Below are 14,602 nucleotides of genomic sequence, written 5' to 3' on the forward strand. Positions count from 1 at the left end.
GTCTGGGCGGCTATCACTGGGGACTGCCGGTCAAGCGGGCGCTGCTGGCCTGGGAATCGGCGCGCGCCGAGGCGGGCTGAGCGGAGTCGTGGCCGGACGCCCGGATTTGCGGGGTGAATCCACGTGCCAGATCGCGTATGCAGGGGGCATAACGAACAAGGCGAGTAATCGAGCAATGAGAAACCGGACCATTCCGCTGGCCCTTTGCGGCCTTGCCCTGCTGGGTGCCTGTACCGACCCATCGCAACTCGACCCCAATACCAACCACACCCGCAACGGCGCGCTGGTCGGCGGCGCGTTCGGCGCGCTGGCCGGACTGGCGACCAGCGGCGGTGAGGCGAAAGACGCGATCATCGGCGGCGTCGCCGGCGCCGCGGCCGGTGGCATCATCGGCAACATGATGGACCGTCAGGCGGCGGAACTGCGGCAATCCATCGCCAACGAAAACGTCATCATCAACCAGGTGGGCGGCAATCTTGTCGTCACCATGCCGCAGGATATCCTGTTCGCCGTCGACAGCACCAGCATCAGCGAACCGGCCCGGCAGGATCTCGGCACGCTCGCCGCGAGCCTGAATAAGTATCCCGACACCAGGGTCGAGGTGATCGGCCACACCGACAACACCGGCGCGGCAAGCTACAACGAACATCTCTCGGTGCGGCGCGCGCAGACCGTTGCCAATGTCCTTGTCGCCAACGGCGTCGCCCCGGCGCGCGTCTCGGCCACCGGGCGCGGCGAGGCGGCCCCGGTCGCTACCAACCTGACCGAGGAAGGCAAGGCACAGAACCGCCGGGTCGATATCATCATTCGCCCGACGACGCTCTGACATCACCCGTCCGGATCCGGTGCAGGCTTGTCAGACATCCCGAAAGTGGTAATATAAAATTACCAATTCGAGGTGTGTGATGACGTTTTTTCCCGTCGAGTCGGAAAAGCTCAGCCGGTCGGTCGCGGCGCAGATCGAACTGCTGATCCTGCGCGGTGTGCTCAGGCCGGGCGAGCGCCTGCCGGCCGAACGCGATCTTGCCGAGCGTATGGGGGTTTCGCGCCCGTCGCTGCGCGCCGCCCTGTCCGAACTGGAGGAGGCGGGGCTGGTTCAGGTACGTGCCGGTTCGGGTATCTATATCGCCGACCTGCTGGCGCCTGCCTTTCCGGTACCGCTGATCCGGCTCTTTGCCACCCATGACGAGGCGGTGCACGATTACATCGCCTTTCGCCGCGACATGGAGGGCCTGACCGCCGCGCGGGCTGCCGAGGCTGGCTCCGCAACCGATATTGCGGTGATCGCCGGGATTTTCGGACGCATGGAACAGGCTCACGAGAGCCGGGCACCCGGCGAAGAAGCACGGCTCGACGCGGAGTTTCACATGGCGATCGTCGAAGCGGCGCATAACCTCGTCATGCTGCACATGATGCGCGGGATGTACCGCCTGCTGCGCGAGGGCATCTTCGCCAACCGTGCGGCGCTGTTCCAGCGCCGCAGCACGCGCGCCACCCTACTTGCCCAGCACCGCGCCATCTTCGAAGCGATCCGCGACCATGATCCGGACCGGGCGCGAAATGCCGTCGGGGCGCATCTCGACTTCGTGGAGCAGACCATGATCGACCTGCGGCGGACCGAACACAACGAACGGATCGCGCGGCAGCGGTTGCTACACGCCGCCGAATCCTGACGCCACCCTGAAAACGACCTGTGTTCACACCAGAAAGTCGGTACTGAGCCCTTCCTGCTCCGGTCGGCAAGGCACAGGGCGCGGAACAAGGCAGAAGGCCGCCGCAAAGTCAGGATTGCCGGAGCCCAACCTCACACTCCTGACCGGTACCGCTCAGTGCAGCTTGGCGTCCACGACCCGGATACTGTCGCCGATCATCGTGTCGGCATCGGCATGGGTCATGCCATCGGCAATGACCCTTGATGCCGCCGCAACAGCGACGTTGATAGCCTTGTCGCGCACTTCGCGCACGGCATTCGCCTCGGCCGACTGGATCTGATCCTCGGCGGCCTGGATACGGCGGGCGATGGATCTTTCCAGATCGGCCCTGGCCTGCACCGCCGCCGCCTCGGCGTCGGCGCGGGCCTGCTTGACGATCAGTTCGGCCTGCTCGGCCACGTCCTTCTGCTTGCGCTCAAATTCGGCCAGAATGGTCTGCGCCTCTTCGCGCAGCGCGCGCGCCTCGTCGAGATCGTTGCGAATCCGCGCGGCCCGCTTGTCGAGCATCCCGCCCAGCATCGCCGGCACCTTGAAATAGACCAGTATGCCGACGAAGACGAGGAAGGCGATCAGCACCACGAAGTTGGTGTTATGCAGCGAAAAGAAGGGCCCGCCAGCGGCAAGGGCCGGCCCGGCGACACCGGCGAGCGCGGCGCTCAGGATCAGCTTGCGCATCAGGCGCCTCCCTTGAGTTGTTGGTTCACCTCGTAGGCGACCGCGTCGGCATCCGCCGGACGCCCGAGCGCCCGGACGATCTCGATGGCGGTATCCTTGGCCACGGTCTCGACATGGCTCAGCGCGCTGTCGCGGATCTCGGCGATACGGGCGGTGGATTCACTGGTACGCGCGGCGATCTCCGCGTCCGCCTTGTCGGTGGCGGCGTCGAGATCCTCCCTGATGGCATCGCGGGTTTCGGCGGCGATCTTCTGCGCCTGGGCACGCGCCTCGGCCAGCGCCTTCTGATAGGCCTTTTCGGCCTGGACCGCGCGCAGCTTCAGTTCCTCGGCGGCGGCGACATCGTTGGTGATCGTCCCGTTACGCTCGGCCAGGACAGTTTCGATGCGCGGTAACGCCACCCGGCTCAGGATATAATAGATCGCGATGATGGCGACGATCAGCCAGAAAATCTGGTTGGGAAAGGTCGAGAAGTCCAGCTGCGGCATGCCGGCGCCTTCGGCTGCATGCGCGGCGTCGGCGGCTTCCGTCGCGTGTTCGGTAAGTGCGGTTGTCTCGCCCGCCATGCTGTCCTCCTGGATCTGGATATTCACCAAGGGGGCCGGACGGGTCGGCCCGCCCCCCTGGCGGCAAGGATCGCAGAAGCGCCGCTCAGACGGCGAACATCAGCAGAAGCGCGATCAGGAACGAGAAGATGCCCAGAGCTTCCGCGAATGCGATACCGATGAAGAGCGTGGCAGTCTGGCCCGCCGCGGCGGTCGGGTTGCGCAGCGCACCCGCCAGGAAGTTGCCGGCGACGGTGCCCACACCGATGGCGGCGGCGCCCGAACCGATGCCGGCAAGGCCCGCGCCGATATATTGACCCATGTTTGCGATATCGCCTTCCATTTTCGTATCTCCTTGCGATTGGAAGTGGATGTTTCAGACGTTTCGGGGACCGGATCCGTCAGTGCGACGGTTGCAGCGCGTCCTTCAGGTAGACGCAGGTCAGAATGGTGAAGACATAGGCCTGAACGAAGGCCACCAGCAGTTCGAGCCCGTACATCGCCGTGATCGCCAGGATCGAGAACGGCGCCACGGCGAGAATGCCGGCGAAGCCCGCGAAGACCTTGATGACGGCGTGCCCGGCCATCAGGTTGCCGGCAAGCCGGATCGAGTGGCTGACCGGACGCACGAAATACGAGATCAGTTCGATGATGGCGAGGATGGGCCGCAGTGCCAGCGGCGCCGACTTGACCCAGAAAAGTTCGAGAAACTTGCTGCCGTTCTTGACGAAACCGATCACCGTCACGGTGATGAAGACCGCAAGCGCCAGTGTCGCCGTCACCGCCACATGCGAGGTGGTGGTGAACGACATCGGCAGCAGGCCGAGGAAATTCGCGCAGACGATGAACATGAACAGTGTCATGATGTAGGGAAAATATTTCAGCCCGTCCTTGCCGGCGACGTCCTCGACCATCTTGTGCACGAAACCATAGGCCAGTTCGGCGATCGACTGGGCGCGGCCGGGAATGATCGCGCGGCTGCGCGTCGCGGTCACCAGCAGAAGAAAGGTCGCCAGAACCGCCATCGCCATCCAGAAGGTCGCGTTGGTGAAGGTATACCACGCCACATGTTCGCCACCGAACAGCGGTTTGACGATGAACTGATCCATCGGGTGGATCTGGATGCCGCCGCTCGCTTCTTCTGCCACGTCTCAGTCCCTCTCGTCCCTGGCGGCCTTTGCCGCCTGCTTCTCCTGCAGGTCCGCGGCGGTTCGCATCATCACGCGCACACCGGCCACGAGACCCAGCAATACGAACAGCACCAGAAACAGCGGCCTGGTGCCGAACAGCGCATCGAGCCCCAGCCCGATGCCCAGGCCGATCACGATGCCGGCCACAAGCTCTGTCACCATCTGCCAGGCAACGTTCGCCTGACCGATATCTCCCGTTTCCGGGGCGCTTTCGTCCTCGCCCTTTGCCCTGGCGATCCGCCGTTCGAGCTGCCGCAGCCGCTCGCTTCCGCCATCCTCGTGCAACTGGGGGGCACCCTCCAACCTTCGTGGCGGACCCTAGGCGTTTGCCGGGTGCAGAGTCAATGCGCATAAGGCGAGCCGGGAGGCGCATGTAACATATTGATAAAAAATGTTTTATCCGGAATGCTCCGAATTTGCCCCGCTGCCGGCGATGGCCCGGAATCCGCCGGGCAAATTCAACCTTTCGGTTGACGATCCGGTGGCAATACCCGCCCCAGACTACGCAACAGGCGCCCGTCGAGCACCAGAAGACCGCAGAAGATGACCGCCATCCCGAGCAGATGCGCCGGCAGGATAGCGTCGCCCAGCAAGGCGTTGCCCAGCAGCACCGCCGAGACCGGGGCGATGAAGGTCACCACCGAGGCATTGGTGGCGCCGACACGGACCACCAGCGCATACATGAGGATGAAAGCGATCCCGGTCAGAACCACCCCGAGCGCGGCAAGCGCTGCCGCCCCCCCTGCGCTCCGGATCACCGGCACGCCCTCGACCGCCAGCATGACCGGCGCGATCGCTACCGCCCCGCCGGTCAGCGCCATCGCCACGACCACAGCCGGATCGATTCCGCGAAAACGCCGCAGGTAGTTCATCGCAACCGCATAGCAGAAGGGCGCAATCAGCATGAAGAGGATCGCCCAGACCTCGTTCTGCCTGCCGCCCCGCAGCGCCGGCAGCATCAGAACCACAATGCCGGCGAAGCCGAAGACGATGCCGAGCGATTTCGCCGGGGTCGCACGCTCGCCCCCCGGCCAGAAATGCGAGACGATCACCACCGCGATCGGCATCGTCGCGTTGACGATCCCCGCCACCGCGCTGGTGACGTATTGCTGGGCGATCGGATAGACGGCAAAGGGAATGGCGTAATTTGCCGCCCCGAGAAACAGAACCTGCCACAGCAGCACCGGCCCCCACGGCACATGGCGCCCGGTCGCAAGAACCCAGACCCAGCAGGTCAGCGCGCCAAGCGCGATCCGCAGGAACGAAACCGAAAGCGGGCCGACCTCGCGCAGCAGAATGGCATTGAAGACAAATGCCGCGCCCCAGGCGATGCCGAGCGCCGCAACCATGATCCAGTCCCGCAGTGCCATGACCGTTCCCGTACCCGAACCCGTTTGCGCCCGTCTGACAGAAGCGACGGTGCCGGACCACCCGAATCTTGCGCATTCCTCCTGCGGGAACCGCCGCCGCCATGCGTTTTCTGCAATGCGGCATTTCCTCCGGACACACTTCTGCCGATAGCGGTAACGGCCTAGATTTTCCTCAAGCAAGGATTGATCCCGAAAGGATACCGCAATGTACGATCTTTATGGCAGGCATATGGATATCGACGAACTCGAACGCCAGATTGCCCGGATGCGCGCCGAAACCATCCGCGCCATCTTCGGCTGGATGCGCCAGCGCATCGCGGGCATTTTCCGCCCGCAGATTTCCGCCACCACAACGCGCGACGCCGCCTGAGGCACCGCCAGACGGGGCCGGATGCACGCAGGCGGGTACCCCGGCCCCCAACAGCGCCCGAACGGCGACGGAAACAGCCGCTTCCCCCCGCTGCCGCATGGGCGTAGGTTCGCCCAATGCAGCCTGCGCTCGACACCATCTTCGCCGCATTGTCGGACCCGACCCGCAGGGCGATCCTGGCCATGCTGCTCGAGGATGACATGGCGGTCACCGATGTGGCCGAACCGTTCGCGATGTCGCTGGCGGCAATCTCCAAACACCTCACCATCCTCACCCGCGCCGGACTGATCAGTCAGGAAAAGCGCGGCCGGGTGAAATGGTGCAGGCTCGAACCCGACGCGCTGCGCGACGCATCGGTCTGGATGCAGGGCTTCGGCCAGTACGAGGCGATCAACCTCGACGCGTTCGAGCGCTTTCTGGAGCAGGAACTGCGCCCCACCGAACCGGACGAACCCTGACCGGCCTGACCGGTCAGTCGGTTTCGAGCAGCAGCACCAGCGCCAGAACCGTCAGCGCGACACCGGCCATGACAAGCGGCGGCGGCAGCGGCCGGCCCAGCGCCGCCTCGCTGCCGATCACCCATGTCGGCACCAGATAGGTATAGGCCATAACCTTCGACGCCGGCAGCCGCAGCGCCGCGTATTGCACCAGCACGAAGGTTATCGCCGTCGCCACCACCGTCACATAGGCAAGCGTGACCCAGACGATCGCCGGCAGCGCCAGCCAGTCGGTCGCGGCGATCTCGCGCCAGCCGGCAAGGACAAGGATCAGCGTGCCGGCGATCAGCGTGCCGAGAGTGAAGACCACCGGCCGTTCGCCCCGGTTGAGCCGCGCAACCAGCGGCGGATAGGCGGCATGGGCGACACAGCCCCAGAAGAAGACCGCCTCGCCCGGTCCGATCCGGAAGGCGCGCAGGGCGGACCAGTCCGCCCGGAAGATCACCCACAGCGCGCCGGCCGCACCTATGCACAGCGCCAGCGCGGTGCGCGCGCTCATCCGCTGGCGCAGCAGCAGATAACCGAAACCGCCCGCCATCAGCGGGGTCAGCGTGAAAACCGCCGCCGCCGAGACGGGGGGCGCCGTCTTCAGCCCCTCGAACATGGTCACGAAATAGATCGCGAACAGCCCGCCCAGCAGCAGGTAGCGCCACGGCGCGGCAAGCGCCGCGCGTGGAATGCCGCCCGTGACCTGCGCTGCTGCGGCGACGATGAACGACGCCAGGAGAAACCGCAGCGCCGTCAGCGCCGACGGGCCGATTTCGTTTGCCGCCATCGCACCGAGCGAAAACGACCCCGCGACCAGTGCGGAAAAGGCAAGCATGGCCAGATGGCCGCGCGCTGCCTGCCCGGGGATGCGGGGCGCGCCGCGGCGCGCGGCTACGTCACCACCCATTCCCGGGCCGCCTCCTTGAGGAAGCGCACAAAGGTCTGGACCTTTGCCGTGCGGTGCAGGTCGACATGGGTCACCAGCCACATCTTGCTTGTCCATTCCGGCCGCGTCGGCATCACCTGAACCAGATCGGGATGGCGGCGCGCATCGCGCACCGAAAGAAATCCGATTCCGCCCCCGGCAAGAATGCCGTCGAGCAGGCCGCGCTGGTCGGACGAGCGATAGGCGATCTGTTCGGCCGGGATCGTTTCGACCATCCAGCGGAAAAAGCCGGCGCGGTTGTTCGCGTCGTCGATGGTGACGAAGCGATGGCCCTCCCAGTGGCCTTCCTCGAGCGGGCCGTGGCGGTCGAGGTAACTTCGCGTCGCATAAAGCGCGGCATGTTCGTCGACAAAGGGCTGAACGACGTTATCAGGCTGATCGGGGCGTTCCCCCGCCCGGATCGCCACATGCGCCTCGCCGTATTCCAGCCTGAAAAGGCGCTGATCGGCCATCAGGCGCACGCAGATACCGGGGTGCTCGTTCATGAACGCGACAAGAACCGGCGCGAGCCGGGGCGAGAACATCGGCAGCGCGGTGATGATCAACTCGCCCGATACATCCGCCCCACGGCCGCGGATGCGCCCGACAAGCTGGGTGAACTGGTCGTCGGTCGCCGAGGCCACCCTCAGCAGGTCCAGCCCCGCTTCGGTCGGCGTATAGCCGCGCGCATGGCGCTGGAACAGCTTGGTGCCCAGCCGTGCCTCGAGCGCATCGACATGGCGGATCACCGTGGCGTGATGCACGCCAAGCGCCTCGGCCGCGCCCGAGACCGTTCCCAGCCTCGCCACATTGAATGCGGTGCGGATTTCATCCCATGCCTCGACTGTCATCGCCCCTGCCTGTCGCTCGTTCCCGGACCGTGCCATGTGACCGGCCCCGTCCATGTGAGCAGATTCCCGCCGCCGCCACAAAGGTCTTTTTTCTCCGCCCGGCGACGGAATCGCGCTACTCTGGCGTTGGTTGGTAACGAGACCGCGAAACAACGGAGTTTCAGTCATGACACGCGTCTTTCTTTCCACCGCCGCTCTGGCGGCGCTGCTTGCGCTGCCGGCGACCGCCCAGCAGCAACCGCAGCCCTTCGTTCCCGGCACGAATTTCCTTGCAACCTGGGATCAGGACGGCAACGGCGCCGTCACGCTCGACGAGATGCGGCAGCAGCGGGCGAATGCCTTTGCCAGCTTCGACGCCGACAACAACGGGGCGCTTTCGCCCGGGGAATTCTCGGCCCTCGCCCAAGCGCGCGCCGCGGCCATCCTGCAGGCGGGCGGACGGGGGATGGGCCGTGGCGGGCCGGCCATGTCGCCCGCGATGCTCGATATCAACAGTGACGGCGCCGTAAGCCAGCAGGAATATGTCGCCGGCGCCGACCGCCAGATGCAGATGCTCGACCGCGACGGCAGCGGCACCCTGACCACCGCCGATTTCGGCGCCGGCCCGCGCGGTCAGGGTGCCGGCCCGCAGCAGGGGCCCGGCCCGGAGGGAATGATGCCGGGAATGCAGGGCCAGCGTCACGGCCGCGATATGGGCCGCGATAAGGGGCCGGACATGCGCGGCCCGGGCGGCGGCAGGAACAGCGGCTGCGGAATGCAGCATCCCGGCGGCAGGATGCCGGGGATGGCCGACGGCAAGCGCGGCCCCGGCCATGGCCCCGGTCAGGGCCGCATGCACATGATGCCGCGCGGCAAGGCGGCCATGGGTGGCGGCGCGGCAGGTCCGGCCCCGTTCCAGGCCTTCACCACCGATCAGGGTGCGCTCTGGATCGTCGATTCGCGCACCGGCGATGTGCTGCTCTGCCAGTCGGTCGCCAAACCGGAAGCCGAAGGCGGCTTTGCGCCCGTCTGCGTCGAGGCCAGCTTCTAGGCAACCGCAAATCGCCGATACCGGGGCGGGTGGTCAACCGCCCGCCCCGTGCCGAGCAAATCTGCACATCAAGCCTGCCCTTTTGAAGATTGAGCGCAGATCTGTCGGGGCAATACATAGCTTCGACAACACTACCCTTGTACCGGAATTCGAGAATGACCACCCCCACCCTTCTGCGTGTCGATGCCTCGGCCCGCCGCACCGGCTCGATCAGCCGGGACCTGACCGACAACATTGTGGCGAAATTCGGCGGCGCCCGCGTGATCACCCGCGACCTTGCCACCGAGCCGCTGCCCCAGATCGACGAGGGCTATATCACCGTCACCCGCGGCACGCCGCCCCCGGAACTCGGCGCGGCCCAGCGTGACATGCTGGCGCTGTCCGACCGGCTGATCGGGGAATTGCGCGCCGCCGATACCATCGTCATCGGCGTGCCGGTCTATAATTTCGGCGTACCGGCGGCGTTGAAGGCGTGGATCGACCTGATCGCGCGCGCCGGCGTGACCTTTCGCTACACCGCCGCCGGCCCCGAGGGGCTGCTCGCCGGCAAGCGCGTCATTCTGGCGATGGCATCGGGCGGGACCGAGGCGAATTCGGCCATCGACTTTGCCACACCCTACCTGCGCCATGTGCTCGGCTTCATGGGGCTGACCGATATCGAGCTCGTTCACGCCGACCGGCTGGCGCTGGATGCCGACAGCACGCTGAAAGCCGCCCGGGCGCAGGTCGCGGCGCTGGCCGCCTGACAGGGCCGGGATCACTGGCTTCAACCGGCAACGGAACCGCGGGGGCGGGAATCCCTTGACATCCGCCCTCCGCCCGACCTAAGCACCCGCCAACATCCGGAAGTGCCAGGCTTCCGGTCCCCTTATTTCGCCGGGGATCGCCGTCCGTCAGCGCGTTGCGCCCACGGGCGCGTTCGTCGTTTGGGGCAGGCGCGTTTGCGCTGCGGGAGCCGGCTTCCTACATGGAGGCCATATGTCGAGACGGGGCCGAAGGAGGGCCGGGGCATGTTTGAAAGTCTGTCAGAACGCCTCTCCGGGGTCTTCGAACGGCTGACCCGGCAGGGTGCGCTCTCCGAGGACGATGTGAAGGCCGCGCTGCGCGAGGTGCGCGTGGCGCTGCTGGAGGCCGACGTTTCGCTGCCGGTGGCGCGCGAATTCATCAAGGCAGTGCAGGGAAAGGCCACCGGTCAGGCCGTCACCCGATCGGTGACGCCGGGCCAGCAGGTGGTCAAGATCGTCCATGACGAACTGGTCCATTTCCTTGCCGGAGACGACGACAAGCCCGGCGAGTTGAAGGTCGACAACCCGCCGGCGCCGATCCAGATGGTCGGCCTTCAGGGTTCGGGCAAGACGACGACCACCGCCAAGCTTGCCAAGCGGCTGAGCGAGAAGAACGGCAAGCGGGTGCTGATGGCCTCGCTCGATGTCAACCGCCCCGCCGCGATGGAGCAGCTTGCCATCCTTGGCGCGCAGATCGGCGTCGACACGCTGCCGATCGTTCCCGGCCAGAAGCCGGTCGATATCGCCAGACGCGCCAGCCAGCAGGCAACGCTGGGCGGCTATGACGTTCTGATGCTCGACACCGCCGGGCGGCTTTCCATCGACGATGCGCTGATGGCCGAGGTCGAGGCGGTGCGCGATGCCGTCCCCCCGCGCGAGACGCTGCTGGTGGTCGACGGCCTGACCGGTCAGGACGCGGTGCACACGGCGGAGAATTTCGACCAGCGCATCGGCATTTCCGGCGTGGTGCTGACCCGGATGGACGGCGACGGGCGCGGTGGCGCTGCGCTGTCGATGCGTTATGTCACCGGCCAGCCGATCAAGTTCGTCGGCCTCGGCGAGAAGATGGACGCGCTGGAGGAATTCCACCCCGAGCGCATCGCCGGTCGCATCCTCGGCATGGGCGATATCGTCAGCCTTGTCGAGAAGGCGCAGGAAACGCTGGAGATCGAACAGGCCGAGCGCATGATGAAGCGCTTCCAGAAGGGCCAGTTCAACATGAACGACCTGAAGGGCCAGCTTGAGCAGATGCTCAGGATGGGCGGCATGGAAGGCATCATGGGCATGATGCCCGGCATGGGCAAGATGAAGGCACAGGTCGCCGATGCGGGGTTCGACGACACCATCATCCGGCGCCAGATGGCGCTGATCGATTCGATGACAAAAAAGGAACGCGCCGCGCCGCAGATCCTTCAGGCCAGCCGCAAGAAACGGATTGCAAGGGGCGCGGGGATGGAGGTTTCCGAGCTCAACAAGCTTCTCAAGATGCACCGGCAAATGTCTGACATGATGAAGAAGATGGGCAAGAAGGGCCTGCTGCGGCAGGCCATGTCCGGCATGTTCGGTGGCAAGGGCGCGGGTGGCATGGCTATGCCGCGCGATGTGGAAAACGTAAGCCCCGCCGACATGGAAAAGGCCGCACGGGCGCTTGGCGGCATGCCGGGCGGATTGCCGGGCCTCGGCGGCGGCATGGCCCTGCCGCCCGGGCTTTCGGGTTTCGGAAAGAAGAAGTGATGCGCGCGCCCGTTCTGGAAACCGACCGGCTTTTCCTGCGCCGCCCGAGCATAGGCGATATCGGCACGCTGCTTGCGGCACTGCGCGCGGGCCAGCCCCATATCGGCAGCGCGCCGCTATCGGGCATGCGGGCGCTGGCGCAGTCGGTACCGATTGCCTGCCACTGGGATATCTGCGGGCTGGGGCTTTTCGCCGTGGTGCCCAAAGGCTGCGATACGCCGGCCGGGCTTGCCGGTCCGTGGCATGCCACCGGCTGGCCCGCACCGGAACTGGGCTTTCTGTTTTTCGACACGCCCGATGCCGACACGCTGCTGCCCGAAGCGCTGCACGCCGTGCGCGCATTCGCCGAACACGGCATCGGCTGGCGCGAGGCCGTCACCTTGGTCGCGTCCGGCGACCGCCGCGCGGCGGCGTTGCTGCGCACGTCCGGTGCCATCGCCGATCCCTTTGCCGACGGGCCGGCCGAAACGCTGATATTCTGCCACCCGGTGCGCCCGCAACGCACCGCCCGTCTGCGGCGCGCGGCATGAGCGCCACGGTATCCCCCCGAACCGCCCGGACGACGGCGTGCCTGACATGACCGCAGCCCCCACACTTGTGACCGGGCGCCTGACACTGCACCAGCAGCGCCCAGAGGATTTCGAGCCCTTCGCCGCGATGCTGGAAACGGATCGCTCCGTCCACATGGGCGGCCCCCGCACCCGCAGGGAGGCGTGGCTGTGGTTCGCCGCCGATTCCGGCGCCTGGCCGCTTATGGGCATGGGCGGCTGGACGATCGAGCGGCGATCCGACAGCGCCGTTGTCGGGCAGGTCGCCGTGAACAGGCCCGATTATTTCCCCGAGGTCGAACTCGGCTGGCTGCTCTACGACGGGTTCGAGGGGCAGGGTTATGCCACCGAAGCCGCTGCCGCCGCGCGTGACTGGGCCTTTGGCCGGCGCGGACTGACGACGCTGGTCAGCTATGTCAGCCCGGGAAATGCCGCCTCGATCGCGGTTGCCCTGCGCCTGGGGGCCGAGGCCGATGCATCGGCCGCCCGCCCCGAGCCCGGGGATCTGGTCTATCGCCACCCGCATCCCGGGGGGCGGGCATGACGCCGATCCGTCTCGATATCGCACCGCTGGAAACCGCACGGCTGACCCTGCGCGCGCCGCAACCGGCCGATTACCCCGCCTTTCGCGACTATTACGCATCCGGACGATCGGTCCATACCGGTGGCCCGCTTGACGAGCGCGAGGCCTGGCGCGGTTTCTCGTCGCTGATCGGGCATTGGGTGATGCGCGGCTTCGGCATGCGGACGATCACCGCCAGGGGCACGGACGCGGCACTTGGCTTCTGCGGCCTGTGGTACCCCGGCACCTGGCCGGAGCCCGAGATCGGCTGGACGCTTTACGACGGAGCCGAGGGCAAGGGCATCGCGTTCGAGGCGGCGCTGGCGGTGCGGACCCACGCCTTCGATGCGCTCGGGCGCAAGACGCTGGTCAGCTACATCCACCCCGAAAACGCCCGCTCCATCGCGCTGGCCGAACGGCTGGGGGCTGTCGGCGACGATAGCGCCGCACGACCGCCCCACGCACCGCATGCACTGGTTTTCCGCCACCCCGGACCCGGAGTGGCAGCATGATCGAGCGCCTGGAAACCGGCCGTCTGATCCTGCGCCGTCCCGCAATCGAGGACCGGCCGGCCTACATCGCCTATTACGCCTCGGACTGGCGGGCAACGCATGGGCCGGTGCTTGCCGCCGGCAGCGCGCGGCCCCGGTTCAACGCCATACTCGATCACTGGCGGCAAAACGGCTACGGGCGTTTCGTTGTCGAACTGAAGGACAGGCCGGGCGAGGCGCTGGGGCTGTTCGGCCCCCATTTCCCCGATTCCTATCCCGAGCAGGAACTGACCGGGCAGATCTGGCGCCGCGATGTGCTGGGGCTCGATATCGGATACGAGGCGCTGCTGATCACACGCAGCCACGCCTACGAGAACCTCGGCTGGACGGGTGCGGTCACCTACATCCATTCGGAGAACGCCCCGGCCATCCGGCTTGCGCGCCGGTTGGGTGCGGCCATCGACCCGCACGCCTTCAAACCCGCCGTGCTCGACACCCACGATGCCTGGCGTCACCCGGTGCAGGGGGCGGCGCTGATGACGGCACGGCGGAACGCCGCGCGCCGGCGGCAATCCGGCCGTCAGACCGCCGCGACGATCCCGACGATCCACACGCCGCGGCTTGTCCTGCGCCCGCCCCGGCTCGACGATTTCGAGCCTTACGCCGCCTTCCTCGCCTCTGATCGGGCAAGGGGTATGAGCGGCCCGCACAACCGTGCCACCGCATGGTCGTGGTTCACCAACGATATCGCCCACTGGCAGCTTTTCGGCTTCGGCGGGCTGATCATCGAACACGACGGCGCGCCTGCCGGTCAGGTTTCGATCACCCGGGGGCTCGATTTTCCCGAGCCCGAGCTTGGCTGGTTCCTGTTCGAAGGACAGGAAGGCAAGGGGCTGGCGACCGAGGCGGCGCTGGCCATGCGCGACCATGCCTATACCGAACTGGGGCTGGAAACGCTGGTCAGCTACTGCGCGCCCGACAACCTGCAATCCATCGCGCTGGCCGAACGGCTGGGGTGCAGGCCCGACCCCGACGCGCCGCGACCCGAAGGCGCGACCTATCGTGTCTATCGCCACCCGGCGCCCGACACCGACGGAAACCCGGGGAGCTATGCGTGATGACAACCGGTTCCGCCACAATGTCCACAGCCGGCCGGGCCCGGCCACAATCGACCGGGCCGATGGACGGCGCGGTGCACGGGCTCCAAAGATACGGCAGGGAGGGATCCGCATGACCCGCAACGACCACACGGCCGCAACGGGGGAACCGCCGGCGGACGACGATACCCGGCGGGCCGCAGACCTCCTCAGCGGGCATCGCCAGAGCATC

At 66.7% G+C, this 14,602-nt stretch carries 19 protein-coding genes; 11 read left to right on the forward strand and 8 right to left on the reverse strand.

Annotated elements, in window-relative coordinates:
* Positions 1–175: 175 nt before the first annotated feature.
* Entirely contained in the window at positions 176–826 is a 651-nt protein-coding gene (locus ACK5IR_RS00185) for an OmpA family protein (RefSeq protein WP_416924690.1), read from the forward strand.
* Positions 827–905: 79 nt separating this feature from the next.
* The gene (locus ACK5IR_RS00190; RefSeq protein WP_416924692.1) at positions 906–1,673 is read left to right on the forward strand and encodes a FadR/GntR family transcriptional regulator; all 768 of its coding nucleotides are present in this window, start codon (positions 906–908) and stop codon (positions 1,671–1,673) included.
* A 153-nt stretch (positions 1,674–1,826) separates the two neighbouring features.
* Here ACK5IR_RS00190 and ACK5IR_RS00195 read toward each other — a convergent pair whose 3' ends face one another.
* The 6 genes from ACK5IR_RS00195 to ACK5IR_RS00220 form a co-directional block, all read right to left on the reverse strand.
* The gene (locus ACK5IR_RS00195; RefSeq protein ID WP_416924694.1) at positions 1,827–2,387 is read right to left on the reverse strand and encodes a F0F1 ATP synthase subunit B; all 561 of its coding nucleotides are present in this window, start codon (positions 2,385–2,387) and stop codon (positions 1,827–1,829) included.
* The gene (locus ACK5IR_RS00200; RefSeq protein ID WP_416924696.1) at positions 2,387–2,953 is read right to left on the reverse strand and encodes a F0F1 ATP synthase subunit B'; all 567 of its coding nucleotides are present in this window, start codon (positions 2,951–2,953) and stop codon (positions 2,387–2,389) included. The genes ACK5IR_RS00195 and ACK5IR_RS00200 overlap by 1 nt, the downstream gene beginning before the upstream one ends.
* An 85-nt stretch (positions 2,954–3,038) precedes the next feature.
* The gene (locus ACK5IR_RS00205; RefSeq protein WP_416924698.1) at positions 3,039–3,275 is read right to left on the reverse strand and encodes a F0F1 ATP synthase subunit C; all 237 of its coding nucleotides are present in this window, start codon (positions 3,273–3,275) and stop codon (positions 3,039–3,041) included.
* A 58-nt stretch (positions 3,276–3,333) separates the two neighbouring features.
* Positions 3,334–4,080: a F0F1 ATP synthase subunit A gene (locus ACK5IR_RS00210; RefSeq protein ID WP_416924700.1), complete on the reverse strand. Its 747-nt coding sequence runs from the start codon at positions 4,078–4,080 to the stop codon at positions 3,334–3,336.
* Positions 4,081–4,083: 3 nt separating this feature from the next.
* Complete coding sequence (locus ACK5IR_RS00215) at positions 4,084–4,407, reverse strand: AtpZ/AtpI family protein (RefSeq protein ID WP_416924702.1); 324 nt, start codon at positions 4,405–4,407, stop codon at positions 4,084–4,086.
* Between the two features lie 173 nt (positions 4,408–4,580).
* Positions 4,581–5,492 carry a DMT family transporter gene (locus ACK5IR_RS00220; RefSeq protein WP_416924704.1) on the reverse strand — a complete coding sequence of 304 codons (912 nt, stop codon included), beginning with the start codon at positions 5,490–5,492 and terminating at the stop codon, positions 4,581–4,583.
* A gap of 205 nt (positions 5,493–5,697) precedes the next feature.
* Between ACK5IR_RS00220 and ACK5IR_RS00225 the strand changes: the two genes are divergently transcribed.
* Both ACK5IR_RS00225 and ACK5IR_RS00230 read left to right on the forward strand, forming a co-directional pair.
* The gene (locus ACK5IR_RS00225; RefSeq protein WP_416924706.1) at positions 5,698–5,862 is read left to right on the forward strand and encodes a hypothetical protein; all 165 of its coding nucleotides are present in this window, start codon (positions 5,698–5,700) and stop codon (positions 5,860–5,862) included.
* 116 nt (positions 5,863–5,978) lie between these two features.
* Positions 5,979–6,320, forward strand: a complete 342-nt coding sequence (locus ACK5IR_RS00230; RefSeq protein ID WP_416924708.1) for an ArsR/SmtB family transcription factor — start codon at positions 5,979–5,981, stop codon at positions 6,318–6,320.
* Positions 6,321–6,333: 13 nt separating this feature from the next.
* On the opposite strand, the gene ACK5IR_RS00235 is transcribed toward ACK5IR_RS00230, so the two are convergent.
* Positions 6,334–7,254, reverse strand: coding sequence for a DMT family transporter (locus ACK5IR_RS00235; RefSeq protein WP_416924710.1), 921 nt, complete (start codon positions 7,252–7,254; stop codon positions 6,334–6,336).
* Positions 7,239–8,123, reverse strand: coding sequence for a LysR family transcriptional regulator (locus ACK5IR_RS00240; RefSeq protein WP_416924712.1), 885 nt, complete (start codon positions 8,121–8,123; stop codon positions 7,239–7,241). The genes ACK5IR_RS00235 and ACK5IR_RS00240 overlap by 16 nt, the downstream gene beginning before the upstream one ends.
* 166 nt (positions 8,124–8,289) lie before the next feature.
* Between ACK5IR_RS00240 and ACK5IR_RS00245 the strand changes: the two genes are divergently transcribed.
* The 7 genes from ACK5IR_RS00245 (at position 8,290) to ACK5IR_RS00275 (ending at position 14,391) form a co-directional block, all read left to right on the forward strand.
* Positions 8,290–9,153, forward strand: coding sequence for a hypothetical protein (locus ACK5IR_RS00245; RefSeq protein ID WP_416924714.1), 864 nt, complete (start codon positions 8,290–8,292; stop codon positions 9,151–9,153).
* Between the two features lie 155 nt (positions 9,154–9,308).
* Positions 9,309–9,899 carry an FMN-dependent NADH-azoreductase gene (locus ACK5IR_RS00250; RefSeq protein ID WP_416924716.1) on the forward strand — a complete coding sequence of 197 codons (591 nt, stop codon included), beginning with the start codon at positions 9,309–9,311 and terminating at the stop codon, positions 9,897–9,899.
* Positions 9,900–10,163: 264 nt separating this feature from the next.
* Positions 10,164–11,672: a signal recognition particle protein gene (gene ffh / locus ACK5IR_RS00255; RefSeq protein ID WP_416924718.1), complete on the forward strand. Its 1,509-nt coding sequence runs from the start codon at positions 10,164–10,166 to the stop codon at positions 11,670–11,672.
* Positions 11,672–12,202, forward strand: coding sequence for a GNAT family N-acetyltransferase (locus tag ACK5IR_RS00260; RefSeq protein ID WP_416924720.1), 531 nt, complete (start codon positions 11,672–11,674; stop codon positions 12,200–12,202). Before ffh ends, ACK5IR_RS00260 begins: the two co-directional genes overlap by 1 nt.
* A gap of 46 nt (positions 12,203–12,248) precedes the next feature.
* Positions 12,249–12,764, forward strand: a complete 516-nt coding sequence (locus ACK5IR_RS00265; RefSeq protein WP_416924722.1) for a GNAT family N-acetyltransferase — start codon at positions 12,249–12,251, stop codon at positions 12,762–12,764.
* Entirely contained in the window at positions 12,761–13,294 is a 534-nt protein-coding gene (locus tag ACK5IR_RS00270) for a GNAT family N-acetyltransferase (protein ID WP_416924724.1), read from the forward strand. Before ACK5IR_RS00265 ends, ACK5IR_RS00270 begins: the two co-directional genes overlap by 4 nt.
* Entirely contained in the window at positions 13,291–14,391 is a 1,101-nt protein-coding gene (locus tag ACK5IR_RS00275) for a GNAT family N-acetyltransferase (RefSeq protein WP_416924726.1), read from the forward strand. Before ACK5IR_RS00270 ends, ACK5IR_RS00275 begins: the two co-directional genes overlap by 4 nt.
* The last annotated feature ends 211 nt before the right edge of the window (positions 14,392–14,602 follow it).

The sequence above is a fragment of the Tropicimonas sp. genome (assembly GCF_047971885.1).
Taxonomy (GTDB): domain Bacteria; phylum Pseudomonadota; class Alphaproteobacteria; order Rhodobacterales; family Rhodobacteraceae; genus Tropicimonas.

Bases quoted from the DNA above. Each gene is read 5' to 3' on its own strand.
- ACK5IR_RS00240 (WP_416924712.1), bottom strand. From the start codon at position 8,123: ATGACAGTCGAGGCATGGGATGAAATCCGCACCGCATTCAATGTGGCG.
- ACK5IR_RS00265 (WP_416924722.1), top strand. From the start codon at position 12,249: ATGACCGCAGCCCCCACACTTGTGACCGGGCGCCTGACACTGCACCAG.
- ACK5IR_RS00245 (WP_416924714.1), top strand. From the start codon at position 8,290: ATGACACGCGTCTTTCTTTCCACCGCCGCTCTGGCGGCGCTGCTTGCG.
- ACK5IR_RS00225 (WP_416924706.1), top strand. From the start codon at position 5,698: ATGTACGATCTTTATGGCAGGCATATGGATATCGACGAACTCGAACGC.
- ffh (WP_416924718.1), top strand. From the start codon at position 10,164: ATGTTTGAAAGTCTGTCAGAACGCCTCTCCGGGGTCTTCGAACGGCTG.
- ACK5IR_RS00230 (WP_416924708.1), top strand. From the start codon at position 5,979: ATGCAGCCTGCGCTCGACACCATCTTCGCCGCATTGTCGGACCCGACC.
- ACK5IR_RS00200 (WP_416924696.1), bottom strand. From the start codon at position 2,953: ATGGCGGGCGAGACAACCGCACTTACCGAACACGCGACGGAAGCCGCC.
- ACK5IR_RS00220 (WP_416924704.1), bottom strand. From the start codon at position 5,492: ATGGCACTGCGGGACTGGATCATGGTTGCGGCGCTCGGCATCGCCTGG.
- ACK5IR_RS00205 (WP_416924698.1), bottom strand. From the start codon at position 3,275: ATGGAAGGCGATATCGCAAACATGGGTCAATATATCGGCGCGGGCCTT.
- ACK5IR_RS00185 (WP_416924690.1), top strand. From the start codon at position 176: ATGAGAAACCGGACCATTCCGCTGGCCCTTTGCGGCCTTGCCCTGCTG.
- ACK5IR_RS00235 (WP_416924710.1), bottom strand. From the start codon at position 7,254: ATGGGTGGTGACGTAGCCGCGCGCCGCGGCGCGCCCCGCATCCCCGGG.
- ACK5IR_RS00190 (WP_416924692.1), top strand. From the start codon at position 906: ATGACGTTTTTTCCCGTCGAGTCGGAAAAGCTCAGCCGGTCGGTCGCG.
- ACK5IR_RS00195 (WP_416924694.1), bottom strand. From the start codon at position 2,387: ATGCGCAAGCTGATCCTGAGCGCCGCGCTCGCCGGTGTCGCCGGGCCG.
- ACK5IR_RS00260 (WP_416924720.1), top strand. From the start codon at position 11,672: ATGCGCGCGCCCGTTCTGGAAACCGACCGGCTTTTCCTGCGCCGCCCG.
- ACK5IR_RS00270 (WP_416924724.1), top strand. From the start codon at position 12,761: ATGACGCCGATCCGTCTCGATATCGCACCGCTGGAAACCGCACGGCTG.
- ACK5IR_RS00275 (WP_416924726.1), top strand. From the start codon at position 13,291: ATGATCGAGCGCCTGGAAACCGGCCGTCTGATCCTGCGCCGTCCCGCA.
- ACK5IR_RS00250 (WP_416924716.1), top strand. From the start codon at position 9,309: ATGACCACCCCCACCCTTCTGCGTGTCGATGCCTCGGCCCGCCGCACC.